The sequence below is a fragment of the Enterococcus florum genome (assembly GCF_004309355.1).
In the GTDB taxonomy this organism is placed as follows: Bacteria; Bacillota; Bacilli; order Lactobacillales; family Enterococcaceae; genus Enterococcus_A; species Enterococcus_A florum.
The window spans coordinates 25,878-49,831 of sequence record NZ_BJCC01000037.1 but is presented as its reverse complement, the minus strand read 5'-3'; the positions used below and the strand labels follow the sequence as shown (position 1 = coordinate 49,831).

At 41.8% G+C, this 23,954-nt stretch carries 21 protein-coding genes and 1 tRNA gene; 10 read left to right on the top strand and 12 right to left on the bottom strand.

Going from position 1 to position 23,954, the window contains the following annotated elements:
* Nucleotides 1-33 precede the first annotated feature (33 nt).
* Together pfkA and dnaE are read right to left on the bottom strand one after the other, a co-directional pair.
* The gene (pfkA, locus tag NRIC_RS18105; RefSeq protein ID WP_146624126.1) at nucleotides 34-996 is read right to left on the bottom strand and encodes a 6-phosphofructokinase; all 963 of its coding nucleotides are present in this window, start codon (nucleotides 994-996) and stop codon (nucleotides 34-36) included.
* A gap of 139 nt (nucleotides 997-1,135) precedes the next feature.
* The gene (dnaE, locus tag NRIC_RS18100; RefSeq protein ID WP_146624125.1) at nucleotides 1,136-4,420 is read right to left on the bottom strand and encodes a DNA polymerase III subunit alpha; all 3,285 of its coding nucleotides are present in this window, start codon (nucleotides 4,418-4,420) and stop codon (nucleotides 1,136-1,138) included.
* A gap of 105 nt (nucleotides 4,421-4,525) precedes the next feature.
* Between dnaE and NRIC_RS18095 the strand changes: the two genes are divergently transcribed.
* Nucleotides 4,526-4,720, top strand: a complete 195-nt coding sequence (locus NRIC_RS18095) for a YjzD family protein (protein WP_146624124.1) — start codon at nucleotides 4,526-4,528, stop codon at nucleotides 4,718-4,720.
* A gap of 50 nt (nucleotides 4,721-4,770) precedes the next feature.
* On the opposite strand, the gene NRIC_RS18090 is transcribed toward NRIC_RS18095, so the two are convergent.
* Nucleotides 4,771-5,973, bottom strand: coding sequence for a multidrug efflux MFS transporter (locus NRIC_RS18090; RefSeq protein WP_146624123.1), 1,203 nt, complete (start codon nucleotides 5,971-5,973; stop codon nucleotides 4,771-4,773).
* A 183-nt stretch (nucleotides 5,974-6,156) separates the two neighbouring features.
* Between NRIC_RS18090 and NRIC_RS18085 the strand changes: the two genes are divergently transcribed.
* Nucleotides 6,157-6,960, top strand: coding sequence for a Cof-type HAD-IIB family hydrolase (locus NRIC_RS18085; protein WP_146624122.1), 804 nt, complete (start codon nucleotides 6,157-6,159; stop codon nucleotides 6,958-6,960).
* A 147-nt stretch (nucleotides 6,961-7,107) separates the two neighbouring features.
* Here NRIC_RS18085 and NRIC_RS18080 read toward each other — a convergent pair.
* Together NRIC_RS18080 and NRIC_RS18075 are read right to left on the bottom strand one after the other, a co-directional pair.
* Nucleotides 7,108-7,195: transfer RNA gene (locus tag NRIC_RS18080), tRNA-Ser, on the bottom strand.
* A gap of 41 nt (nucleotides 7,196-7,236) precedes the next feature.
* Nucleotides 7,237-7,809, bottom strand: a complete 573-nt coding sequence (locus NRIC_RS18075; protein ID WP_146624121.1) for a TetR/AcrR family transcriptional regulator — start codon at nucleotides 7,807-7,809, stop codon at nucleotides 7,237-7,239.
* Nucleotides 7,810-8,194: 385 nt separating this feature from the next.
* Here NRIC_RS18075 and NRIC_RS18070 point away from each other — a divergent pair, with 385 nt between their 5' ends.
* Nucleotides 8,195-8,947: a threonine/serine exporter family protein gene (locus NRIC_RS18070; RefSeq protein WP_146624120.1), complete on the top strand. Its 753-nt coding sequence runs from the start codon at nucleotides 8,195-8,197 to the stop codon at nucleotides 8,945-8,947.
* A 13-nt stretch (nucleotides 8,948-8,960) separates the two neighbouring features.
* Nucleotides 8,961-9,407 carry a threonine/serine exporter family protein gene (locus tag NRIC_RS18065; protein WP_146624119.1) on the top strand — a complete coding sequence of 149 codons (447 nt, stop codon included), beginning with the start codon at nucleotides 8,961-8,963 and terminating at the stop codon, nucleotides 9,405-9,407.
* Between the two features lie 64 nt (nucleotides 9,408-9,471).
* Here NRIC_RS18065 and NRIC_RS18060 read toward each other — a convergent pair whose 3' ends face one another.
* Nucleotides 9,472-10,818, bottom strand: a complete 1,347-nt coding sequence (locus tag NRIC_RS18060; RefSeq protein ID WP_146624118.1) for an Nramp family divalent metal transporter — start codon at nucleotides 10,816-10,818, stop codon at nucleotides 9,472-9,474.
* A 178-nt stretch (nucleotides 10,819-10,996) separates the two neighbouring features.
* On the opposite strand from NRIC_RS18060, the gene NRIC_RS18055 reads away from it, so the two are divergent.
* On the top strand, nucleotides 10,997-11,596 hold the full coding sequence (locus NRIC_RS18055; RefSeq protein WP_146624117.1) for a TVP38/TMEM64 family protein: 600 nt from the start codon (nucleotides 10,997-10,999) through the stop codon (nucleotides 11,594-11,596).
* A gap of 49 nt (nucleotides 11,597-11,645) precedes the next feature.
* On the opposite strand, the gene NRIC_RS18050 is transcribed toward NRIC_RS18055, so the two are convergent.
* Entirely contained in the window at nucleotides 11,646-11,864 is a 219-nt protein-coding gene (locus tag NRIC_RS18050; RefSeq protein WP_146624116.1) for a hypothetical protein, read from the bottom strand.
* Nucleotides 11,865-12,208: 344 nt separating this feature from the next.
* Here NRIC_RS18050 and NRIC_RS19380 point away from each other — a divergent pair, with 344 nt between their 5' ends.
* Nucleotides 12,209-12,355, top strand: a complete 147-nt coding sequence (locus NRIC_RS19380; RefSeq protein ID WP_175580158.1) for a hypothetical protein — start codon at nucleotides 12,209-12,211, stop codon at nucleotides 12,353-12,355.
* Nucleotides 12,356-12,578: 223 nt separating this feature from the next.
* Here the strand turns inward: NRIC_RS19380 and NRIC_RS18045 are convergent, their stop codons facing one another.
* Both NRIC_RS18045 and gdhA read right to left on the bottom strand, forming a co-directional pair.
* Complete coding sequence (locus tag NRIC_RS18045) at nucleotides 12,579-13,925, bottom strand: glucose-6-phosphate isomerase (RefSeq protein WP_146624115.1); 1,347 nt, start codon at nucleotides 13,923-13,925, stop codon at nucleotides 12,579-12,581.
* Nucleotides 13,926-14,102: 177 nt separating this feature from the next.
* Nucleotides 14,103-15,446 carry an NADP-specific glutamate dehydrogenase gene (gdhA, locus tag NRIC_RS18040; RefSeq protein WP_146624114.1) on the bottom strand — a complete coding sequence of 448 codons (1,344 nt, stop codon included), beginning with the start codon at nucleotides 15,444-15,446 and terminating at the stop codon, nucleotides 14,103-14,105.
* A 96-nt stretch (nucleotides 15,447-15,542) separates the two neighbouring features.
* Here gdhA and NRIC_RS18035 point away from each other — a divergent pair, with 96 nt between their 5' ends.
* Entirely contained in the window at nucleotides 15,543-16,799 is a 1,257-nt protein-coding gene (locus tag NRIC_RS18035) for a BaiN/RdsA family NAD(P)/FAD-dependent oxidoreductase (protein ID WP_146624113.1), read from the top strand.
* Here NRIC_RS18035 and ybaK read toward each other — a convergent pair.
* The 3 genes from ybaK to NRIC_RS18020 are packed head-to-tail and all read right to left on the bottom strand — an operon-like array spanning nucleotide 16,784 to nucleotide 19,266.
* Nucleotides 16,784-17,284, bottom strand: a complete 501-nt coding sequence (gene ybaK, locus NRIC_RS18030) for a Cys-tRNA(Pro) deacylase (RefSeq protein ID WP_146624112.1) — start codon at nucleotides 17,282-17,284, stop codon at nucleotides 16,784-16,786. The genes NRIC_RS18035 and ybaK overlap by 16 nt on opposite strands.
* Before the next feature lie 42 nt (nucleotides 17,285-17,326).
* A complete protein-coding gene (gene aroD, locus NRIC_RS18025; protein WP_146624111.1) occupies nucleotides 17,327-18,076 on the bottom strand; it encodes a type I 3-dehydroquinate dehydratase in 750 nt (249 codons plus the stop codon).
* A 2-nt stretch (nucleotides 18,077-18,078) separates the two neighbouring features.
* Nucleotides 18,079-19,266, bottom strand: a complete 1,188-nt coding sequence (locus NRIC_RS18020) for a class I SAM-dependent rRNA methyltransferase (protein ID WP_146624110.1) — start codon at nucleotides 19,264-19,266, stop codon at nucleotides 18,079-18,081.
* 191 nt (nucleotides 19,267-19,457) lie between these two features.
* Here NRIC_RS18020 and NRIC_RS18015 point away from each other — a divergent pair, with 191 nt between their 5' ends.
* The 3 genes from NRIC_RS18015 (at nucleotide 19,458) to NRIC_RS18005 (ending at nucleotide 23,943) form a co-directional block, all read left to right on the top strand.
* Nucleotides 19,458-21,590 carry an LTA synthase family protein gene (locus NRIC_RS18015; RefSeq protein ID WP_146624109.1) on the top strand — a complete coding sequence of 711 codons (2,133 nt, stop codon included), beginning with the start codon at nucleotides 19,458-19,460 and terminating at the stop codon, nucleotides 21,588-21,590.
* A gap of 122 nt (nucleotides 21,591-21,712) precedes the next feature.
* A complete protein-coding gene (locus NRIC_RS18010) occupies nucleotides 21,713-22,360 on the top strand; it encodes a hypothetical protein (RefSeq protein ID WP_146624108.1) in 648 nt (215 codons plus the stop codon).
* A 140-nt stretch (nucleotides 22,361-22,500) separates the two neighbouring features.
* Entirely contained in the window at nucleotides 22,501-23,943 is a 1,443-nt protein-coding gene (locus NRIC_RS18005) for an NCS2 family permease (protein WP_146624107.1), read from the top strand.
* Nucleotides 23,944-23,954: the final 11 nt, after the last annotated feature.

Sequence of the window (23,954 nt, the reverse complement as noted above, 5' to 3'; positions counted from 1 at the left end):
ATTCTTTGCTTTTATTATTTTAATGCACTGATACTAAAATGAAATGGTTTGATTCAGTTTGTACAAGGATAGATCTGGTTTGTGTTTGTTGTTTTCTAAGGTATCAATGATGTCCGCAGCCACAACCTTATTATCTAACATACCAATACACAATCCGCCTTTTTCTTCTTGCAATAAATCAACCGCATATGACCCAAATTTGCTTGCCAGCACACGATCGCGCGCACTTGGAGACCCGCCGCGCACAACGTGTCCTAAAACAGAAACACGTGTGTGGAAATCACCGTATTCAGAAAGTTTTTCAGCAAATTCGTTTCCGCCCATAACGCCTTCAGCTAATACGATCAAGCAATGCTTCTTGCCACGGTCACGGCCAGCTTTGATTTTATCAGCGATTTTTGCAATATCAAAGTTGTGCTCAGGAATAACAATTTCATCCGCTCCACCAGCGACTCCGGACCACAAGGCAATATCTCCAGCCCCGCGTCCCATTACTTCGATTACGAACGTACGCACGTGTGAAGTAGCAGTATCACGAATTCTATCGATGGATTCTAAAACGGTATTGATCGCCGTATCAAATCCGATCGTAAAGTCTGTTCCCGGAATATCGTTGTCGATCGTACCCGGAATCCCTACTGCCGGAAAGCCATGTTTCGTCAAGGCCATCGCTCCGTGGTAAGAACCGTCTCCACCGATCACGACTAATCCTTCAATACCGAATTTTTTCAATTGTTCGATCCCTTTTAGCTGACCCTCTTCGGTCGCAAATTCAGGATAGCGAGCAGAATATAAGAAAGTCCCGCCTCGTTGGATTTTATCCCCAACGTCAGCAACATCTAAGCGACGAATATCTCCAGCGACTAACCCGGCAAAACCATAATTGATACCATACACTTCAAGTCCTTCATAAATACCTTTACGAACGACTGCTCGTACAGCAGCATTCATGCCGGGAGCGTCTCCTCCACTTGTTAAAATTCCAATGCGTTTCATTTTCTCACCTCAAAAAATTATTTCAATCAAGCATTGTTCTCAATTCATGGTACATTCTACCATCAAAAAAACGAAAAGTCTTAGAAAAACTATAGGAAATCAACAATCACTTGAAAAAAGTTTTGAAAGTTGCAAGAAATCATCGTATTACGAGGTTTGTATCACCTATTATGTCACGTAAATCCGCTAACAATTCCTCATTAATCCCTATCCAAAGGTCCTTATCCAACACAATTTTTCGACGGTCCTTTTCAAAATAAATCACCACAGGCACATTCCCTGGAGATCTTCGCAGACGTTCTGCGATCTGCATGTGCAATTCCTTGCTGTCAAGCTGCGTGCTGACTCTTAAATACAGTGTTTCTTTTTCCGATGCCAATGCTTCTTCAGCTGCATCTGCTGATTCGATTTCTTCTACTAATAACTGAAGCGTTTGATCATAGCGGCTTCGTTCGACCTTTCCTTTCACCAAATAGACCTTGTCCAAGATCAACTCGTCTCGTTTACGGCGATACAATTGAGGGAACACCGTCAATGATATCTCGCCGCTTTGATCATTGCCCGTCAAAAAGGCCATTTGCTCCCCTTTTTTTGTGCGAATCTCTCGCAGCTCCTTTAAGTAAAAAAGGATTTGGACATTCTCGCCGACAACAACTTCACTAATGGCACGAACACCTTTAGTTTTTAACAGTGCTGGAAAGCTCTCAGTCGGATGTCCCGACACATACAAACCCAGATAACGTTCTTCATGATCCAAGCGTTCTGCCAACGTATAGTCTGTGATCTCTTGTTCCTTCAAACTCATCACATCTAGTAAGGATATGCTTCCACCACTGTACAGCACATTTTGGATTTTCCCCTCCAAACCGTCCTGCAATTTATGTCTATTGGCGTCCAAGTGGTCGAAAGCCCCCACTAGAATCAATGGTTCTACATATTCCTCTTTTAGCCAGCGAGGTTCTATTCGCAGTAAAAAGTTGTCAAGCGATGTATAAGGGCCTTCAACAGATCGCTGGGAAAGAATCTCCGCAACGAAATCTCTGCGGATTCCCTTAATGGCATCTAACCCAAATCGAATCAAATTCTCTTTAATCAAAGTAAAACTGTAACTGCTTTTGTTGATATCCGGAGCCAGCAATCTGACACCAACTTTTTTTGCCTCTGCGATGTACTCGCGCATTTTTTTAGGATCATTTCGCACAGATTGAAGCAATGCTGTGTAGAACGGTCCAGGATAATGAACCTTTAAATAAGCCATTTGGTACCCTACAAATGAATAGGCAAATGCATGGGAACGGTTGAATCCATAATTGGCAAAGCGTTCGATGTAATCATACACACGATTGGCGCTTTCTTTAGAGTATCCTTGCTCCAAAGCACCAGAGACAAAATGATTTCGTTCTTGATCAAGCACTTCCTTTTTCTTCTTACTGATCGCACGTCTTAAAATATCTGCTTGCCCTAAACTGAAACCAGCCATCTTAGCAGCAACCTGCATGATCTGCTCCTGATACACGATAATGCCGTAAGTATTTTCTAATATGGGCTGCAGAGCTGTCTCTGGGTAATTGATAGGCTCTTTCCCTTTTTTTCGAGCAATAAAGTGATCGATATTCTGCATGGGCCCTGGACGATATAGAGCATTTACTGCCGCGATATCTTCAATAGAAGTCGGTCCCAATTTTCTAAGTACATTTCGAATGCCCGCTGATTCAAATTGAAATACACCTGTGGTTTCGCCACGCTGGAAAAGCGCAAGCGTTTGCGGATCGTTCAGTGATATCTGTTTTAAGTCCAATCGTTCTCCTGTCACTCGCTGAATATTTTTCAGCGTCTTGTCAATGATCGACAAATTACGCAAGCCTAAAAAATCCATTTTCAACAATCCAATGGTCTCTACTGCATTCATGGTAAACTGAGTCAACAAAATATCTTCGGAGCCATTTTGAAGAGGCACAATTGAGATCAGTTCTTGGTCGCTAATAACGACCCCAGCCGCGTGGGTAGATACATGACGCGGCAGTCCTTCCAAAATCAATGCCGTATCAAACAATAATTGACTTCGCGGATTTGTATGAACTAACTGCCTTAATGATTCAGACGTTTCAAAGGCTTCTTTCAACGTAATTTTTAATCGGTTGGGGATCGCCTTTGACCAGCGATTGGCCTCACTTTGTGATAACCCAAAAACACGACCTACATCTCGCAAAACCATTTTTGCTGCCATCGTGCCAAAAGTGGCTATTTGAGCAACGTGAAAACGCCCATATTTTTCTTTGACATAGTGAAGGATTTCATTTCGCCGATTGTCAGGGATATCCAAATCAATATCAGGCATGTTGTTGCGCTCAGGATTTAAAAATCGTTCAAAAAGCAGTTCATACTCGATTGGATCAACATCGGTGATTGCTAAAACGTAGGCAACCAATGAGCCCGCTGCGGAGCCCCGACCGGCACCAGTCACGATTTTGTTTCTATGTGCATAATCCATCACATCCCAAACGATCAAAAAATAATCGTCGAAGCCCATCCGATGAATGATCGATAACTCTTTAGTCAAACGATCTTTGTATACTTGAGTCACCGTCGAAACGCGTTCTGAAAGCTTCTGCCAACACAATTTTTCGAGGTGCTGTTGAGCAGAATCCCCTCCTTCAACTGGATAATGCGGCAAAAGTTTTTGGTGTAATGGTAATTCGAATTGGCAATCCATCGCTAATCTTTCAGCATTTTCCAATGCTCGGGTGTATCGGTTGTCTTGGAACCAGCGCTGCTGTTCTTCCTCGGGGGCCAAATAAAGCGCCCCTTGCTTCGCTACAAGTTCTTCTCTTCCGATTTGACTTCCCTCTTGGATATGCTCCATAACTTCGATCACAAAAGCGTCTGCTGCTTGAAGATATTGAACCTGATGCAAAGCTAATAACGAGACATTCTGCTGCTCAAGCTGTCTGCTAAGATGTTCACGTTCGGGTGAACATGCGACGTATACAGGACCAACCTGTTTCATCTCTTTGACCTTTTGAACCATTGACTCTGCTGAGTCATCTGGAGAAGCAGGCAGTACCATAGCTAGATGCGTACTATTGATTTGATACTCTTTAATTGAACAGCGTTGTTCATCTATCATGCGTTTTGACGACAAACGCATCAATTCCTGATAGCCTTCATAATTTTTGGCATATAACAAGACCGCTGCTTCCTCTGCAACTTTTGATTCGTAATCCAGCTCCATTCCGATGATTGGATTGAGTCCATATTTTTTACATGTTTGATAAAATTCAACGGCTCCATATAAAACATGTTCATCCGTGATGGCTACGAACTGATAGCCTCTTTCCTGAGCTTGTCTAACATATTCTTCAATAGTTAAAGTACTTTTTAACAAGGAGTAAGATGTCTTGGTATATAACTGTGGGAATTTCATGAGTTCCTCCTATGAAATCAACTCTTTTCACTAGGTCTTTTCTTTACATTTTAGAAAAAAATGCTAAACTAAACCTAGAATTTGACATGAAAAGAGGTGTTCTTGATGAAATATATTGTTACTTTCTTCTGGGCCTTCGCGATCGGACAAGCCGTTTGCTATCTCGGCGGCGCATTGCAAGGCGGGGTATACGATTTTCAACTGTCGACGATCATTTCACTAGCGATGGGGCTGCTCACGATCTTAATTTCCACCTTTGTACGATCAAAACAAGAGACCTCCAAAAAAACAATGCATTAATAAAAACCAGTTACTTTATTGTAACTGGTTTTTTGTTTAATTCAAACTCATTATATTTTTGTCTTGTTCCTTAGCAGATCCTTAAAATTGAACAGACTTAACCCAAGATTCCCCAGTACACAAACACTGGTTACTAAAAAGACCGCTGAGTACCCCAAGGAATGAGCCACGGTCGAACCAATCATCGGACCTAAGACCTGCCCGAAATTGTTAAACATCTGATTATAGCTGTAAATCCGGCTGACCCCTTCTTTAGGACTGATTTTTCCAATCAAGGTATTAATCGATGGCATAAGTGCGCCTGTCGAAAAGCCTAAAAAGAAACGCAAGATTCCCAACTGCAAAGGTGTTTTTACAAATGCCATCGGTAAAAAACAGAGGAAAGCAAAAAACAGACCAGCTAACAAAACCTTATGATTGCCAATCCGATCCCCAATCTTCCCCAGGGTTGGAGAAGAGACGATCGCAGATATCCCAGCCGCAGAAACAATAAAACCGCTGACCAGTAAAGTATTGCTGCTGTTTTTGTTCAATTCACGAACATATAAGGTTAAAATTGGACTGATACTAGTAATCCCTACCTGCAAAATCAACGTGCTGACAAATAGACCGACCAAGACAGACATATGATCGATTTTTTTCGTCAACTCGCGCATGCTTAACATGTTCTTCTTTTCAATTGGAACAAATGACTCTTGCACCATGGCAACTGTCAATATTGTACATATCAACAATATGAATCCTGTAATAATGAATACATTCTCCAGCCCAAACCATTGCGCCAATATTCCACCTATGGATGGTCCGATCAAATTTCCGGCTACTGCCCCGGTGGACAAGGTTCCCAGAGCCCAGCCGCTTTTCTCTCTAGGAGCTTGGGAAGCAATCATCGCTGTCGCATTAGGGATATACCCTGATAAAACACCGGTCATAAAACGCATAATCAGCAACCAGTATACATTTGGCACGAACGCCAATGAGCCCATTGAAAAAGTCATCCCAGCTGCTGCGCGGATCATCATCAATTTGCGCCCTTTACGGTCCGCAAGATTTCCCCAAATCGGAGAAACAATCGCCGCTGCAAAAGCAGTGACTGAGATCGCTAACCCCGCAAACATTTCGACTTGAGAAGCCGGCGTTCCTAACTGTTCAATATAGACTGGCAAAAAAGGCATGACCAAACTAAAACTTGCTCCGGTAAAAAAACACCCGATCCAAGAAACAAACAAATTCCTTCGCCAATTTACCTTCATTTTCTTCCTTCTTCCACTTTTTATGATTCTTCTCTTTTACTATAGCAGAAAAAAATTAAAAATTTAGCCAAAAAAAAAACGAATTTGATCGCTGATTAAGAGAATGACAAATTGTAAGCGCTCAGGTTGCGTTTTTTACCAGATATGCTAGACTGAAACAAATTGAGAACAAGGATGATTTTCATGAAAAAAATGATAGCAATCGATTTAGATGGAACGACACTAAATCAAGACTCACAAATTACTGATCGTACAGCAAAAACGTTGCAGCGTGCAATAGATGACGGTCACTCTGTGGTAATCGCTACCGGGCGGCCTTACCGAATGAGCGGTAATTTTTATCGTCAATTAAATCTGAATACCCCGATGATCAACTTCAACGGAGCCTTAGTTCATTTGCCAGAGCAAACTTGGGCACAGGAATTGGAAACTTCTTTTAATCGGTCGATCGTTTTCGATTTGATGAATGAAAAGAAAAATCTGAAACTAGACTTTATAGCAGCTGAGAACCGTGACACCTTTTTCATCGATGACTTAAGCTTTTTTGATAGAGCAATGTTTGCCGGTGAGGCAACAAGCGATAATTTGCTGACTGAGAACACCCTGATCAAAGACCCTACATCGATGATCGTTCGCAGCCAGCCGAACAATCTCAAGAGTGTTTCTGAAGAGATCAAACAACAATTCGGCGATACTGTTGAGGTCAATACTTGGGGCGGGCCAAATGCTATTTTAGAAATCGTGGCTAAAGGCATTCAAAAAGCGCATGGATTGGCTCATTTAGTAAAAGTATTCGATACTGACGCTGAAGACATTATTGCATTCGGTGACGAGCACAACGATGTAGAAATGTTGGAATATGCTGGATGGGGTGTTGCGATGGCCAATGGAACAGATCAAGTCCAGTCCGTTGCCAATGACGTTACGGCGAAGCCGAATACTGAAGACGGTATGGCTGATTATTTAGAAAAATATTTAGATCTGTAATTTAGACAATCAGCAAAAACCAAGCTGCTAGAACCTGCAGCTTGGTTTTTTACTCTTTTCGTAGCCAATATGGTAGACAGTCAGTTTTCATCACTTAAAATCCAACAAAAAAAGCGTGGCGAAAACCACGCTCAGGCTTGATATGAAAGGAAGGTACGGGATTTGAACCCGTGCACCACATTACTGTGGCTCGCCGGATTTCGAGTCCGGTGCATTACCACTCTGCCAACCTTCCGCAATCATCATCTTACCCTTTTTCCTAAGATTGTCAAGTCCTTATAATTTTTCTAAAACAGAAATATCGTCACTGTCAAGAATTGCATCGATTGCACGATTAATCAAGTGTACGATATCTTCTTCTGTAGGCTCAATAATACCAGAAGACATCAATGTAGCGATCCCTGTAACAGTGATCCAAGTACCAACGTGCAAGGCATTGATTCGATTCTCATCAAGATTCTTATACTTGTCATGCTCGCGAATCAACTCACGGAAATAGCTGTAAGAGAAATCATGCATTTTTTTGCCGCCGCCATATTCTTGCACGTATAAAGCGGTATATAGATTGCTTTGCTCTTTGGCAAAATAAACATAATTCAGGCCAAGATCGATAATCGTATCTCCTGTACGGACAACAGGAAAGACATCATAGTAAAGATGATTGCAGATTTCATCGAGTAAAGTATTCTTCAAATCCATCATATTCTTGAATTCCAGATAGATGGGTTGTGTACTGATCCCCATTTTTTTAGCGATATTTCTTGCTGTAAAGCCAGAAAAGCCTTCATTTTCAACAACCTCATAAGCAGCCTTCAAAATCTGATCCTTTGTATACACCTTTCTTCTCATGCCATTTTCCTCCCGATTTGTTATTATTTTTGCTGTCATTTTATTTTAATCAAAAACTGATTAGTTTTGCAACCATTAAACATGATGTTATCTAAATTCCGTTCATTTTTTTTAGAATTTTTCGATAGTTTGAGTCAATGACTCCAAATAAGAAGTTGGAAACCGGATTCAAATTTAAGTGAATATCCAAATTCAAAAATTTTTTTTCGAAAAAACGTTATAGATAATTCGGTGGGTTCGTTTCTTTAATTTGCATCCTCTTTTCATCATTTAAGGATGCTTGTTACTTTATTATATATTATAACAGCAATCCCCTCATTTTTCTTGCTTAATTCACTTCTTTTCAATAATATGAGAATGTTAATACATAGAGGACGGTGGGATCTTGAAACAACAGAGTTATGGGCAATTGGTTTTGAGCACTTGTTTGATGGCTGGAAAAATCATGATGGAGGCAGGGTCAGAAGTATATCGAGTCGAGGATACCATGAAACGTATCGCGCAAAATGCAGGTCTTGCAGATGTTCAAATTTACGTTACAGCGACTGGAATGATCGTAGGCTCTCCATCTGAAGAAAACAGCCAAGTGATTCAGATCACGCAACAGTCAATCAATCTTGAAAAGGTTGCCGCAGTTAATCATGCCTCCCGGGCATTCGCCAATGGCGAGCTTTCGCTTTACGACCTCTATCAGCGTTTGAAAAAAATTGATTTAGCTACACCGGACTTTTCTCAACTTTGGAAAATACTGGCCGCCGGTATCGTCAGCAGTACTTTAATGATCATTTACCGAGGTGACTGGGCTGACTTTACAGCGACATTCGTCATTGGTATGCTGGGCTTTTCTGTCCACTCATTGTTCGGCAAGCGACTAGGCCTGAAATTTCTCAATGATTTCCTCGCTTCTCTTCTGGTAGGCTGTTTGGCCATTCTATCGGTTAAACTCTCATTCGCACAAGATGTGAACAATATCATTGTGGGTTCCATAATGCCGCTGGTGCCAGGGTTAGCGATCACGAATTCCTTTAGAGACATCATGGCTGGACACCTTTTGAGTGGTGTGGCACGTGCAACGGAGGCTATTTTCATCGCTGGTTCCATCGGTGGAGGCATCATTGTAGCGTTTAATCTATTTTAAAGGAGGGTGTTTGGTGACGATTCTTATCAATTTCTTTTTTAGTATGTTTAGCACGATTACCTTTAGTATTATCACCAATATTCCTCGCAAAGCGTTTCTCACCTGCGGTTTGACAGGAGCACTTGGCTGGATGACCTTTTGGATTTGCCAAACGTACTTTAACCAGAGTGCCGGGTTTGCGAATTTTCTGGCAACCTTAGTGATCGGTATGATTAGTATTTTCTTTTCACGGAAAAAACATATGCCGGTCATCATTTTTAATGTACCAAGTCTGGTTCCTTTGGTTCCTGGAGGACCCGCCTATATGGCCGTTCGCGAAATGATGAACCAAAACTTCGATGCTTCAATGAAAAATATTGCTACTGTCTTGGTGACCTCTGGAGCGATCGCCTTAGGCTTCATGTTCACAAACGTAATCGAGCGTGTGATCAAACGCACCTTAGCTAACTGGGCAAGATAAAAAAACGATGAACGTTAAGCACACTGCGCTAGAGTGTGGATCACGTGTTCATCGTCTTTTTGTTTTAGCCTTTCAATGTACTATAGATCAGAAAAGCATTTAACAGCGTCAATACTATCGTGATCCCCCATGCTAGGTACTTTTCCCATTTTGCATTGACAAATCTGCCCATAATTTCCTCGTTGCTTGTAAACAAAGTCAGAGGGATGATCGACACTGGTAAGGCAATGCTCAAAAAGACTTGTGTATACAGCAACAGGTCTTCTACAGCATTCTCATTTCCGCCATAAAGCACAACACAGATAATTACAGGCACGACTGCCAGCAATCTCGTAACCACTCTCCGCATCCAAAGAGGCATCTTCAAACGGATAAATCCTTCCATCACGATTTGACCTGACAAGGTCCCAGTAATAGTTGAATTTTGACCAGAAGCTAATAAAGCAACGGCAAATAGTGTACTTAAAACAGGACTAGCGATCCCGCCAACGATCGAAGGGTCTTGCAAAGCATCGTACAGATCAACGAATTTACCAAGATCGCTGTTGCTGCCGTAAAACAGGGCTCCGCCCAGAACCAGCAACAAACAATTAATGATAAACGCTACAGTCAATTGCAGATTTGAATCCCACGTTGTATAGCGGACGGCCTCTGCTATTTCCTTTTCATTCTTCCGGTCAAAAGCTCGTGATTGCGAAATGGAGGAATGCAGATATAGGTTATGAGGCATTACCGTTGCCCCAACGATTCCTAAGGCGAGTAAAAGCATAGAACGGTCTGCAGCGATTTGTGTATCTGGAATAAATCCGCGAATGACTTCCCCAAAATGAGGGTCCGCTAAGGCAACCTCATAACCGAAAACGCAAAAAATCACCGTTATCAGCAATGCGACAATCACTTCGATTTTACGAAATCCTAGTTTAGTCAGCAACAGCAGCAATAAGACATCAAAGGTCGTCAGTAAGACCCCAAAAAGCAACGGCAGCCCGAACAGAAGCTGTAAAGCGATCGCTCCACCGATCACTTCGGCAATATCTGTCGCCATAATCGCCAACTCATTAATGATCCATAGAACAAACCCGCCAGATTTAGTGGTCTGGTCTCTTGTGATTTGAGCGAGATCTTTTCCAGTAACGATGCCAAGTTTGGCAGCCATGCTTTGCAAGAGCATCGCAACGAGACTCGAAAGCAAAACGATCGATAACAGGCTGTATTTGTATTCAGCCCCTCCCGCGATCGATGTGATCCAGTTGCCGGGATCCATATATCCAACAGCTACCAAAGCCCCAGGCCCACTATAAGCCAAAAGTTTTTTTAGAAAGCTCCCATCTTTAGGAACCTCAACCGTTGCATTGATTTCTTCTAGACTTGCGCCTGTTGATTCATGAATGATCCCTTTCTCCTTATTCAAATAATCACCTCCTATTTAACATTCCTTGATACCAACAGCATATCTGAATCTAAAAAAAGTGTAAAATATTAAAGTTTTGGCTTTTCGTTAAAATCCGTCGCAAGTCCTATGCAAAAACAAATGAATTGCATTATACTTCTACTTAACGATAGGATGAGTCAAAAGGAGATGATTTTTGATGAGCGTTTCGCAATCGAAAAAATTGATCAATGCTGTTTCTTTCACGGGAATTGCCTTTTCTATAGCTTTGTCGATCTATTTTTATCGTTTAGGTGTCTTTCAAGACATGGCCTCGCTTCGCCATCTCGTTGGAAACTCAACGATCGCTGGCCCACTCGTTTTCATTTTGATCCAAATGATTCAAGTCATCATCCCGATCTTGCCTGGCGGAATCAGTTTGGCTGCGGGGGTTTTGATTTTTGGACCTTATTGGGGTTTCCTATATAATTATCTCGGAATTTGCTTAGGCTCGATTATCTTGTTTCTATTAGGAAGACATTATGGAAAACCTTTCATTTCTCATTTGGTCAGCGAAAAGGTTTATCGCAAATATAGTCATTGGCTAGAAAATGATCGCCGCTTTGAAAAAATGTTCTCTTTGGCGATATTCCTGCCAATTGCTCCAGATGATGCGCTTTGTTTGATGGCTAGTTTAACCAATATATCTTTCAAAAAGTATACAGCGATCATCTTATTAGCAAAACCCGCATCCATTTTCTTATACAGCTTCGCGCTCCTCCATGGAGGGCAACTATTAAGCAGCCTATTGACTCACTAGACTAGTGAGTCTTTTTTTGTTCAAAAAAAAGACCAGCTCAGGCTGATCTTTATGCAGGATATTCAATTGTTGCATTGCAATAAATGTCTTCATATTTTACGAGCAAGCGATTTTGGCGCTCGATTACAGCGATACGGTCAACAGATTCACATTGAACCACATTGATCAACGCGGTGTTTGTGTACAATTGTTCAACAACACCGATTACCTCTTTTTCTAAGCCGATCGCTTTGCATTGGTATGCTTCACCGATTTCAATATTCTCCATTTCAAAACTCCTTTCCCCTGTTTTTATAATAACATATGATCATTTCCTTGAAAACGATTTTTTGACATTTTTTTCAATATTTTGGGTAGTACATAAAGAGCGATGAATAAATGAAAAAACGATATATATAATCACCTGTGTTATATTTTAATCATTCGTAAATCTCCTGCTTGCTAAAATGCTATTTTTTTCATTTTATACGGATTCCTGATAATATCGCTCAATCATTCACAAAAATCATATGTTTTATATAAAATATGTTATTTTAATTCAGCATTATTTAGTTTGTTTTTCCACTAAATAATGCTATAGTTAAATAGGAGAGCTGGAAGGGGGGGGAGAAAATGACGTTCCTAAAAGAAAATAGGTACTATCGAATTGCTTTTGATTTTGTGAATAATCAATTTTTAGCAATCGATGCGGCAGATGAAAATAAATTTGCTTTTGGCATTACCATTGAACAAGCGATCGACACTTTAGTCCGTCAATGATAAGGAGTTCCTTCAGCAATGTATAACTTACAAAAATAACCACCTCTTGCTTTTTATTCAGCCAGAGGTGGTTATTTGATATTTACGGTATTTTTTTAAAAAAGCACTTTCCCAGTTCACACTCCCCTATTTCATTCTAAAATAGAGCGATATCTACGATCGACAAGCCTTTATTTATTAAATTTCAAAAAGAAAAGCGCCCAAAAAAGAGCGCTTGTTCGTTTTACAGACGTTCATTCAATTCTTTTGCCAAGTCCTCAAAGCCAGGTTTTCCAAGCAAGGCAAACATGTTTTTCTTGTAAGCTTCTACACCTGGTTGGTCAAATGGATTCACACCTAACAAGTAACCAGAAATTCCTACAGCAATCTCAAAGAAATACATCGTGTAACCTAGTGTATAAGCATCCATTGTAGGAATATTCAATACTAAGTTTGGCACGCCGCCATCCGTATGTGCAAGCAAGGTTCCTTCGAAGGCTTTGGTGTTTACAAAATCGATATCTTTGCCTTCCAGATAGCCTAACCCATCCAAGTCAGATTCTTGACTAGGGATTGATACAGATTTGCGAGGACTGTTCACCTTCACGATTGTTTCGAAAATATTACGACGGCCTTCTTGGATGTATTGTCCGAAGGAATGCAAATCAGTCGAGAAGTTGGCGCTTGATGGGTAGATTCCTTTCAAGTCTTTTCCTTCTGACTCTCCGTACAATTGTTTCCACCATTCGTTAAAGTATTGCAGCCCAGGTTCATAATTAACTAATATTTCAGTTACTTTTCCTTTACGATAAAGTAAGTTTCTCAAAGCTGCATATTGATAGGCTTCATTTTCATCCAGATTTTCGCTAGAATAGGCCTCGCGCGCATCAGCAGCACCTTGCATCAATGCATCGATATCTGCTCCACTGGCTGCGATCGGCAATAGACCCACTGCGGTTAAAACAGAGAAACGGCCGCCCACATCATCCGGAATCACGAAGGTTTCCCAGCCAGCTGCATCTGCTTCCGTTTTGACTGCGCCACGCGCTTTGTCAGTAGTTGCATAAATGCGTTTGTTGGCTTCTTCTTCCCCGTATTTTTTAACTAATAATTCTTTGAATACACGAAAAGCGATTGCTGGTTCAGTGGTGGTTCCTGACTTAGAAATCACATTGACTGAGAAGTCGCGGTCTCCGATCACTTCGATCAAATCAGCGAGATAACTTGAGCTGATTGAGTTTCCTGCAAAGAAAACTTGAGGTGCTTTGCGATCGTCTTTACCTAATACGTTAAAGAATGAGTGATGCAAGAATTCGATCGCTGCACGTGCTCCTAAGTAAGAACCGCCAATTCCGATTACAACCAATACTTCTGAATCAGATTGGATTTTTTCTGCGGCTTTTTTAATTCGTGCAAACTCTTCTTTGTCATAGTCAGCTGGAAGATCGATCCAACCTAAAAAGTCTTTTCCTGCACCAGTACCCGCACGTAGTTCCTTGTGAGCTACAGCTACTTGGCTTTTGATATACTCCATTTCATGGTCGTTGACGAATGGAGCTACTTTCGAATAATCGAAATGAATGTGTCCCATGTTTGTTCCTCCTAAGTTGGCGTAAAGGTAATAATCTTCTCAGCAAAAGAGTTCGCTCCACAGTTCGAGTAACCAACCGTGCAAGCTGCTCTAAAGCTGAAAAAATCATTTCGTACACGTAATACTTTACGTTTCTTTTGCTTTTTTTTCAAGCTTGAACCTTTATTTTTTTAAAGATTATACCAATCCTTGAGCAAGCATCGCTTTAGCAACTTTTTCAAATCCGGCAATATTTGCACCTGCGGCAAAATTGTCTTTTTCTGCATATTTTTCGGCAGTGTCACGACAAGTTTCGTAGATGTTCAACATGATTTCGTCTAATCGCTGATCCACTTCTTCTTTTGTCCAAGACAACCGCTGAGAGTTTTGACTCATTTCCAAGGCAGAAACAGCCACACCGCCAGCATTAGCCGCTTTCCCCGGACCGTAGTAAATGCCTTTTTCATGATAGACCTTCACGGCCGCCATCGTACTTGGCATATTTGCCCCTTCAGCAACGATCTTGACACCATTCGCAGCCAAGCGTTGCGCTTTGACTTCATCGATCTCATTTTGCGTCGCACATGGTAAAGCGATATCCGCAGCCTTTTCAAGATCCCATACGGAGCCCTCATAATATTCTGCTTCTGGACGCTCCTTCACGTATTCTGTCAAACGCGCCCGACGAACCTCTTTGAGCTCCTTCAATAGAGCCAGATCAATGCCGGCTTTATCATAAATGTATCCATTTGAATCAGAGCAGGTAATGGCTGTACCACCAAGTTGATGGACTTTTTCAATAGCATAGATAGCCACATTTCCGCTGCCGGAAACCAATACCTTTTTGCCTTCGAAAGAATCTCCTTTGTCCTGCAGCAAATGTTTTACAAAGTAAACCGCTCCGTAGCCAGTGGCCTCCGTTCGTCCAAGGCTGCCATTGAAGTTAACTGGTTTTCCGGTCAATACCCCTGCATCATACTCACGCAGACGTTTGTATTGCCCAAATAAATATCCGATTTCACGGCCGCCAACGCCGATATCGCCTGCCGGTACATCCAGATTAGGTCCAATATGTTTAGACAATTCGGTCATGAAGCTTTGGCAAAAGCGCATGATCTCTGCGTCGCTCTTTCCTTTAGGATCAAAATCTGAGCCGCCTTTTCCGCCCCCGATCGGCAGACCTGTCAAGCTGTTTTTGAAGATTTGCTCAAAGCCTAAAAATTTCAATATACTCAAATTTACACTCGGATGGAAACGCAAGCCGCCTTTATAAGGTCCGATCGCTGAATTGAACTGAACCCGATAACCACGATTCACCTGCCACTTCCCTGCATCATCCTGCCAAGGCACTCGGAATTGGATCATGCGCTCTGGTTCAGTGATAATCCCTAAAATATTGTTTTCGACGTATTCAGGATGTTCCTCTAAAAAGGGAACGATCGTTGGCAGGAATTCCTCCACCGCTTGTAAAAATTCGCTTTGATTAGGGTCTTTTTCCTCCAGATACTTTTGAATCTCTGCTACATACTGCTTTGCTTCCATAAAAGTCCTCCCTCACATTTGGTACTCATAGTTTACATCATTTTCTAATAGAAGTGTAATAAAATTCGTGATAAACTTGCCCACGAGGTGAATAAAATGAAAAGACAGTTCGACGTCATCGTTATTGGCGGAGGGCCTGCCGGGATCATGTCGGCAATTTCTGCAGCCACTCTTGGAACGAAAGTAGCACTTTTTGAAAAAAACAAACGGTTAGGAAAAAAGCTGTTGATGACCGGCGGCGGCCGATGCAATGTGACAAACAATCAACCGGTAGACGACTTGATCGCTCATATTCCCGGAAATGGACGTTTCCTTTACAGTACATTTTCTCAGTGGGACAACCAAGATATCATGGCTTTTTTCCAAGAGCGTAATATTGCTTTAAAGGAAGAAGACCATGGCAGGATTTTCCCTGTCTCTGATAAATCGAAGACGATTGTCTCGGCTTTAGAAGATGAGCTCGTGGCACTTGGGGTGGACCTCAACTTTCAAACTCCTGTTGCAAAATTAATCCATAATGGAGAACAGCTGATGGGTGTTCGAACGGAAGAAGAAGACGTTTCTGCAAAAAGCATCATTATCGCCACAGGAGGATTAACCTACCCTTCCACTGGAGCCACGGGTGACGGCTACCAGTTTGCCAAAACAGTGGGGCATCATATTACACCTCTCTATCCAACAGAATCTCCTATCAATCTTGACGAAGACTTCATCAAGGATAAGACACTCCAAGGCTTATCTTTGCGTGATGTGCGTCTATCTGTAATGGATGAAAAGAATAAGGAAGTGACCGCCCATGAAATGGATCTACTGTTTACTCATTTTGGTTTATCCGGCCCAGCCGCACTGAGGTGTTCTGGATTTGTCAATCAGCTTTTGAAGACTCAACAGCGAGTCAGCTTAAAGTTGGATTGCTTTCCTTCACTTTCTAAGGAAGAATTATTAAAGGATCTGCTGGAGCGGATAGAAAACTCGAGCAAGTCGCTTAAGAATAGTCTATCCACACTGTTGCCGGAGCGTCTTTTAACTTACTTCTTAAATCAGCTTAATCTTGGCAGAGTATCTGCAGCTCAAGTTAAAAAACAGCAGCTGCTTGATTTGATCGGCTTATGCAAAAACTGGAACTTAGTAGCTAAAAGCACCTTTGGACTCGAACGCTCCTTTGTGACTGGTGGAGGGATTGATTTAAAAGAAATTGACCCAAAAACCATGAGCAGCAAAAAAAACACCGGCTTGTTCTTTGCCGGTGAGGTTATGGATATCCATGGGTACACTGGCGGCTTCAATATTACCGCCGCTTTGTGCACCGGGCATGTGGCTGGGACCCATGCCGCTTATCACGCATTTTCCTGATCTTGTGTAATTGGAGCAAACTGTCCTCTCGTCAGCTTAGCAATCGCGAGAGGATCAAGCTCCATTTGCAGTCCTCTTTTTCCCGCAGAAACCGCGATCGTTTGCTGTTCTTTAGCTGATTCATCTAAAAAAGTCGGAAATAGTTTTTTCATTCCGATTGGTGAGCAGCCACCGCGAATATAGCCGGTCATTTCCTCCAGCTGACGCATCGGCAGCATCTCGACTTTTTTGTTTTGACTAGCTTTAGCAATTTTCTTCAGATCCAATTCGTGGTCGCTGGGAATCACTGCCACGATCGGTCCCGTTTTGTTTCCAACAGCTACCAATGTTTTGAATATTTTAGAAGCATCCATGCCTACTTGTTCGCCAACATGTGCAGCACCAAGATTTTCTTCACTCCATTGATATTCATGTTCCTGATACGCGATTTTTTGCTGCTCGACCAGTCGAATCGCATTGGTTTTCTGCTTTTTCTTTTTTGCCATGTAAGTCATCTCACCTTACCTGTCCGAATTTTGCTGTCGTTCCTAACTGAACTCATCTAAAAAACGTTTCAATGTTTCAACTTCGATCTGATCTTCTTCGGAGGCTAAACCGGAAAGATAGCCGTAAGTCATGCAAGAACCGTCTAAATAACCCGCTACTCGGGAAAGCTTTCCTAATCTCCCCTTCGACACCGTGATCGTTGGTAAAGTCACAAATGTTTGAGCTCTCAACGTCATTTCCAACAAACGAATGACATCTGCTTCATTTTCTGGAGTGACTACGATTTTAGCGATATCTGCTCCAAAGTGTTCCATCATGTTCAAGCGGAACAATAAAACGGCATCATTGGGCGTTTCTGAAAAATGATGATCCGATAAAATCACTTTTACATCCAGAGCCTGAACCCAATGGATAAAAGTCGTACTCAGCTGATCGACCAGTCCTAGATCAATGTCCAATAGATCGATCGCTCTAGAGGTCACTGCAAATTCATTTAAACGACGATATTCTTTCAGTGAAAGATCGATCGTTCCTCCCTGCCTTTGTGTGCGCAAATTGAAGATTACCGGTGTGTTGCGGACTTCATCTCTTAACGCCAAAAGCGTCACCAGCAGCTGCTCATCGTCGCCCAACTCATCATAGTAATCGGCGCGCCATTCGATTACATCGGCGATTTTTTTCGCTTTTTCCGCTTGGTCTAAGATTTCTTCTCTCGTACCGCCAACCAAGGGAACACAAATTTTCGGTTTTCCAGCATCAAAACGTACATTTCTAACTTGAACATCCATCATCTTCACTCGTCTCCATTATTCTTTTTTTTGACATCATAAAACAAGACCTTTAAATAGTTGCTCTCTGCTAGCTGATCAACTGCTGCAAAATCAGGCGGCAAACGGTATTCTTCTACTAGCTGATAAGTCGTGTCTTTCTCTTTTAAACTCGCTTCAACCACTTGTTTAAACTTTTGGATCGGAAAATTGGCTGCATTGGTCGAGACAATCAGCTTACCGCTTCTATTGAGAAGCTCAACGCCTTGTTCAATCAAACGCCCATAATCTTTCAAGACTGAAAAAGTTTTCTTTTTGTTTCGTGCAAAGCTTGGCGGATCGAGAATGATCACATCGTACGTCAAGCCTTTTCTAGCTGCGTATCGGAAATACTCAAACGTATCCATGACAACGATTTTTTGATTGTCTAAGGGAATCCCATTGACCTCAAACTGTTCTGCTGTCTTCGGCAGACTGCGCTGTGCCAGATCTACACTTGTGGTCTCGCTGGCTCCGCCGATAGCAGCAGCTACAGAAAAGGCCCCAGTATAGCTGAACATGTTTAGAACCTTCTGCCCGGCTGCCAGTCCTTCGATCAATCGATTTCGAACCTCTCTTTGATCCAAGAAAATTCCGGTCATGTATCCTTCATCAAGATAAACGGCATAGTTTACTCCATTCTCCTGAATGATGAACGGTTCTGCCGGCTTCTCTCCACTGAGCCATCGACTCTCTTGCCGTTCACTCTTAAACCGGATTTTTTCTACCATCCCTTTATGAGGACAAACTTGATTCAAAGCAGTGATGATGGCTTCACTCAAGTCATAAATCGTCTCGTTATACCAAGAAAGAACGAGAAAGCCGTCGTAGTAATCGATGGTCAAACCACCAATTCCATCCCCTTCGCCATTGAATAACCGAAACGCTGTAGTAGCAGCATCATTAAAATAGGCTCTCCGTCTTTGCAACGCTTGCTGGAAGCGTTCCGTTAAGAACTGAACATCGATGATTCTCTGTTCTCTATCTAAGATCCAGCCGATTCCTTTATTTTGCTTGCCCAAATACCCGGCGGCTACATATTTCTTCTGCTGATCTACGAAGGTGATCCACTTTTTTGGGAAAGTTGTCAGTTCTATCATTAAGTCATCCATCACAAGGAGAGGATTTCCTGATCGTATTCGTTTTACTGCGTTTTTTCGTAATTCAATTTCCATAAATGTCCCTGCTTTCTGTTCTTTAATAGTATATCAAAAAAAATTCCAAAAAAGCGCTTATAAAGTTTTTTTTAAACATCAAAATCTGTTTGGAGATTCAGTTGACGTAGGTATTTCCAGCTAGTAAAATGGAGAGCATGAATCACTAGGGATTTTTATATACTTCTTTAGTACAGAAAGGAAGTCTTTCATTGACTAAACTAAAAGTTCCCGCGATTTTGAATAAACGCTTAGGTTTTTTCGCCTTGCTGACGTTCTTATTGTGGGCAAAAAGCATTTTTGCTTATTTTTTTGAATTTAATTTAGGGATTGAACGTCCATTCCAATATTTTTTCTTGTTCATTAACCCAATCGCTTCAACCATGTTCCTGCTGTCGATTGCTTTGTACGTTCGACGACCTAGGGCAGCCTATCGAACGATGCTGCTGATCTTTGCTCTGGCTAGTATTTTGTTGTTCTCGAATGTGGTTTATTATCGCGAGTTCACGGATTTCATCACTGTCAATACTTTGTTAGGAGCAGGAAAAGTTGCTAGCGGACTTGGAGAAAGTGCGATTCGGCTGTTTCGTCCATACGATCTGCTTTTTGTGATCGATTTGGTGGTTTTACCGATTCTTCTTTGGAAAAAAGTGATTAAAGAAGAGGAACGTCCAGTACGTGCTCGTATGGCATTAGCAGTTACAGCGTTGTCTGTGTTGATTTTCTCAGGAAACTTATTTTTAGCCGAAACCGATCGTTCTGGTTTGTTAACCCGGACTTTCTCACGAGATTATCTAGTAAAATACTTGGGGCTAAACGTTTTTACAGCTTACGACGGGATTCAAACTTATAAAACAAATCAAGTCCGTGCGGAAGCGAGTCCAAATGATTTGAAGGATGTTGAAGACTACGTCCAAGGCCACTATGCCGCGCCCAACGATGAGCTTTACGGTCTGGCCAAAGGGAAAAATGTAATTTACATTCATTTAGAGAGTTTCCAACAGTTTTTGATCGACTACAAGCTGACCGATGAGAATGGTCAAGAACATGAAGTCACACCGTTTATCAATAGTCTTTACCATAACAACAGCACTTTCAGCTTTGACAACTTTTTCCATCAGGTAAAAGCGGGAAAGACATCCGACGCTGAGACTTTATTGGAAAATTCGTTGTTCGGTTTGAACCAAGGTTCTCTGTTTACCCAATTAGGCGGCAAGAATACCTTCCAGGCTGCTCCCGATATTTTAAAGCAAGAGGCCGGCTACAGCAGTGCTGCTTTCCACGGGAACTCAGGAAACTTCTGGAATCGAACAGAAACCTATAAGCGATTTGGTTATGACCATTTCTTCGATGCTTCTTATTATGATGTCAATGAAGATAATTCGTTCCAATACGGATTGCATGACAAACCATTTTTTGAACAATCAATTCAGTATTTAGAACATTTACAGCAGCCGTTCTATTCGAAATTTATTGCGGTCTCTAATCACTATCCATATAGTGAATTTAAAAATGATGAAGCAGGTTTCCCAATGGCAGCTACCAATGATGAGACAATTAATGGGTACTTTGCAACAGCCAACTACTTAGACAAAGCTGTTGAGGAATTCTTCAATTACTTGAAAGCCAGCGGACTGTATGAGAATTCAATGATCGTGATGTACGGGGATCATTATGGAATCTCAACTTCCCGCAATCCAGATTTGGCTCCTTTATTGGGTCAATCAAAAGAAACGTGGAGTAATTTTGACAATGCTCAAATGCAGCGCGTGCCATACATGATCCATCTGCCTGGACAAGACAAAGGCGGAATCAACCATACTTATGGCGGTGAAGTAGACAGCTTGCCTACACTTCTGCATCTACTGGGGATCGACTCCAGCAAATACATTCAACTGGGACAAGATTTATTATCTCCGGAAAACGATCAATTGGTAGCTTTCCGCAGCGGTGACTATATGACACCGGATTATACGTATTACGGCGGCAGCCTTTACGACAACAGCACAGGCCTAGTCATTCCGACACCTGATGCAAGTTTGCAAGCAAAGGCGGACGAATGGAAGCAAGCAGTTAATGAGCAGTTGAGTACTTCTGATAATGTAAATAATGGTGATTTGCTGCGTTTCTATACTGCGAGCGGATTGGAACCAATAGACCCTGCTGACTTCGATTATAAAAATGCTCTGCAGCGTTTGCAAAAGGCAGAGACGAAGCTCGGTGACAAATCAACCAGTTTGTATAGTCAGCATGGCAATAAATCAACCGTTGATCTGTATAAGACACAGACTTATCAACAGTATCAGGAACCTGTACAACCAACAGAACAACCTGCACCAGAATAACTACTTAGACCTTCAGTCTTTTGGCTGAAGGTCTTTTTCGGTTAAAAAAATCTTCGGCTTTTCGTTGAGAATTCATACTTCTTTCAAATTACCGCTTTATACTGGCTTATGAGGTGGAAGAAATGCATTCTCTTCAGAAGTCACTGATAGCTTTTAAAATCAATAAATCTCGCTTTTTACTTAACTATATTTATATTCTGATTTCCATGTTTTTGCTGACATCATGGGGACTGCTTTATTTGCTTTTATCACAACTGGTAGAGCAGACGAACGTCAGCGATGTCCAATTGTTTACCAGTAAAGAGGTCGGTGAGATCCAAAACTATTACTTGGATCATCTAGGTATCTGCTGTTTGCTGATCGGTATTGTTGGCTTTGTTCTCTATTTCATTTTTCAGAGGCAGCATGCGCCAAAACCATTTGGTGAATCGACAGCGGCTTTCATTATCCACCTTTTCTGCACGATCGGACTATCAATTCTGACATTGCTGGTGCTGTTTGTTTTTTTTGAACCCCTTTACGAAAGACTGCTGCAAAATGTGTATCAGTATAGTTTGGATCAATTCGAAAATGTGCCAAACTTTGTGTTGAGCAATGGAAACAGCGGGTTTGCGTATTCCTTGCGTTGGCCGTTTAGCTTGAATTTTTCCTCTGCTACGATGTTATCCTTGTTCTTAAATGCCTTGGCTCGAGCAGGCAGTTTTCTTTTTGCCATCCTTCTTGTCTTCAACTTGATTATTCTCTTTCTTCTAAAACAGTTTAAAAGATAACAATGTTCCTAAAACACGAACATTGTTATCTTTTTTTGTTTGAATGATTCTAATTTTGATTGATTATCCACTTCTCTTCCCCTATAATCTTGAAGTATTCTATTTTTAGCGATTATTATAATGAGGAGTGTACATTCGAAATGGACAATTTTTTTAAACTGAAGGAACAGAATACGTCAGTCTCGACAGAGGTCATGGCAGGCGTTACGACGTTTTTTGCAATGAGCTACATCCTGTTTGTCAATCCAACGATTTTGTCAGCCTCTGGTATGCCATTCCAAGCAGTTTTTCTAGCGACCATCATTGCTTCCGTTATCGGAACATTGGTGATGGGGTTGTTTGCCAATGTCCCTTATGCGCAGGCACCAGGGATGGGGTTGAATGCTTTCTTCACTTATACTGTTGTATTTGGACTAGGGTATTCTTGGCAGCAAGCACTAGCAATGGTCTTTATTTGTGGAATGATCAATATTTTAATCACGATCACTAAAATTCGCCGATTGATTATTCATGCGATTCCTGAGAGCATGCAGCATGCGATTGGAGGCGGGATTGGGATTTTTGTTGCGTATGTAGGGATAAAGAACGCCAACTTATTGGCTTTTACAGCAGATGGCCCTACGATCACCAGCAGCATGGTAGAAAAAGGACAAGCTACCAGTGTTTCAATGAATAGCGGTATCGTTCCTGCATTGGCGAATTTCAACAATGCACCGATCCTTTTGGCAGTGATCGGTTTAGTTTTAACGACTGTTTTAGTAGTAAAAAATGTTCGCGGAGCGATTTTGATCGGTATCGTTGCAACGACACTGATTGGCATCCCAATGGGCGTGGTCCAATTGGGTGCGATCGATTTTCAAAGCAATTCGTTAGGCAGTTCCGTCGGAGAATTGAAAACGACCTTTGGCGCTGCCTTTGGTCCTCAAGGAATGGGCTCGTTGTTTTCTGATTCTTCGAAATTGCCGCAGGTTTTAATGACGATCTTAGCCTTTAGTTTATCAGATACCTTCGATACGATCGGTACCTTTATTGGGACTGGTCGTCGGACAGGGATTTTCTCTAAAGAAGATGAGTTGGCTTTAGAAGCGGCGGATTCTAAAGGATTTAAGACAAAAATGGATCGTGCGTTGTTCGCTGATGCGATCGCTACGTCCATCGGTGCTGTCTTTGGGACTTCAAACACGACTACCTATGTGGAATCTGCGGCTGGGATCGGAGCAGGCGGACGAACTGGCTTGACTTCCGTTGTAGTGGCAGCATTATTCGCATTGAGCAGCCTGTTCTCCCCTCTAATTGCCATCGTTCCTGCTCAGGCTACTGCGCCAGCGTTGATCTTGGTTGGTGTAATGATGATGGCTTCCTTTGCAGACATCAACTGGTTGGACCTAGAAGAAGCTGTTCCAGCGTTTTTTGCAAGTATTTTCATGGGCTTGTGTTACAGTATCTCTTACGGCATCGCTGCTGGATTTATCTTCTTTGCCATCGTCAAAATGGCGAAAGGCAAAGGTGCTGAAATCTCACCTGTGTTATGGGTCGTCAATTTATTATTTATTTTGAACTTTATCATTTTAGCTATTCTATAAACAAAAACGGA

Excerpts from the sequence above, each read along its gene's own strand:
- NRIC_RS18090 (WP_146624123.1), bottom strand. The coding sequence starts at position 5,973 with ATGAAGGTAAATTGGCGAAGGAATTTGTTTGTTTCTTGGATCGGGTGT.
- NRIC_RS18095 (WP_146624124.1), top strand. The coding sequence starts at position 4,526 with ATGAAATATATTGTTACTTTCTTCTGGGCCTTCGCGATCGGACAAGCC.
- NRIC_RS18085 (WP_146624122.1), top strand. The coding sequence starts at position 6,157 with ATGAAAAAAATGATAGCAATCGATTTAGATGGAACGACACTAAATCAA.
- NRIC_RS18050 (WP_146624116.1), bottom strand. The coding sequence starts at position 11,864 with ATGGAGAATATTGAAATCGGTGAAGCATACCAATGCAAAGCGATCGGC.
- NRIC_RS18020 (WP_146624110.1), bottom strand. The coding sequence starts at position 19,266 with ATGGAAATTGAATTACGAAAAAACGCAGTAAAACGAATACGATCAGGA.
- NRIC_RS19380 (WP_175580158.1), top strand. The coding sequence starts at position 12,209 with ATGACGTTCCTAAAAGAAAATAGGTACTATCGAATTGCTTTTGATTTT.
- dnaE (WP_146624125.1), bottom strand. The coding sequence starts at position 4,420 with ATGAAATTCCCACAGTTATATACCAAGACATCTTACTCCTTGTTAAAA.
- NRIC_RS18005 (WP_146624107.1), top strand. The coding sequence starts at position 22,501 with ATGGACAATTTTTTTAAACTGAAGGAACAGAATACGTCAGTCTCGACA.
- aroD (WP_146624111.1), bottom strand. The coding sequence starts at position 18,076 with ATGATGGATGTTCAAGTTAGAAATGTACGTTTTGATGCTGGAAAACCG.
- NRIC_RS18010 (WP_146624108.1), top strand. The coding sequence starts at position 21,713 with ATGCATTCTCTTCAGAAGTCACTGATAGCTTTTAAAATCAATAAATCT.
- NRIC_RS18045 (WP_146624115.1), bottom strand. The coding sequence starts at position 13,925 with ATGGGACACATTCATTTCGATTATTCGAAAGTAGCTCCATTCGTCAAC.
- gdhA (WP_146624114.1), bottom strand. The coding sequence starts at position 15,446 with ATGGAAGCAAAGCAGTATGTAGCAGAGATTCAAAAGTATCTGGAGGAA.
- NRIC_RS18075 (WP_146624121.1), bottom strand. The coding sequence starts at position 7,809 with ATGAGAAGAAAGGTGTATACAAAGGATCAGATTTTGAAGGCTGCTTAT.
- pfkA (WP_146624126.1), bottom strand. The coding sequence starts at position 996 with ATGAAACGCATTGGAATTTTAACAAGTGGAGGAGACGCTCCCGGCATG.
- NRIC_RS18035 (WP_146624113.1), top strand. The coding sequence starts at position 15,543 with ATGAAAAGACAGTTCGACGTCATCGTTATTGGCGGAGGGCCTGCCGGG.
- ybaK (WP_146624112.1), bottom strand. The coding sequence starts at position 17,284 with ATGGCAAAAAAGAAAAAGCAGAAAACCAATGCGATTCGACTGGTCGAG.
- NRIC_RS18055 (WP_146624117.1), top strand. The coding sequence starts at position 10,997 with ATGAGCGTTTCGCAATCGAAAAAATTGATCAATGCTGTTTCTTTCACG.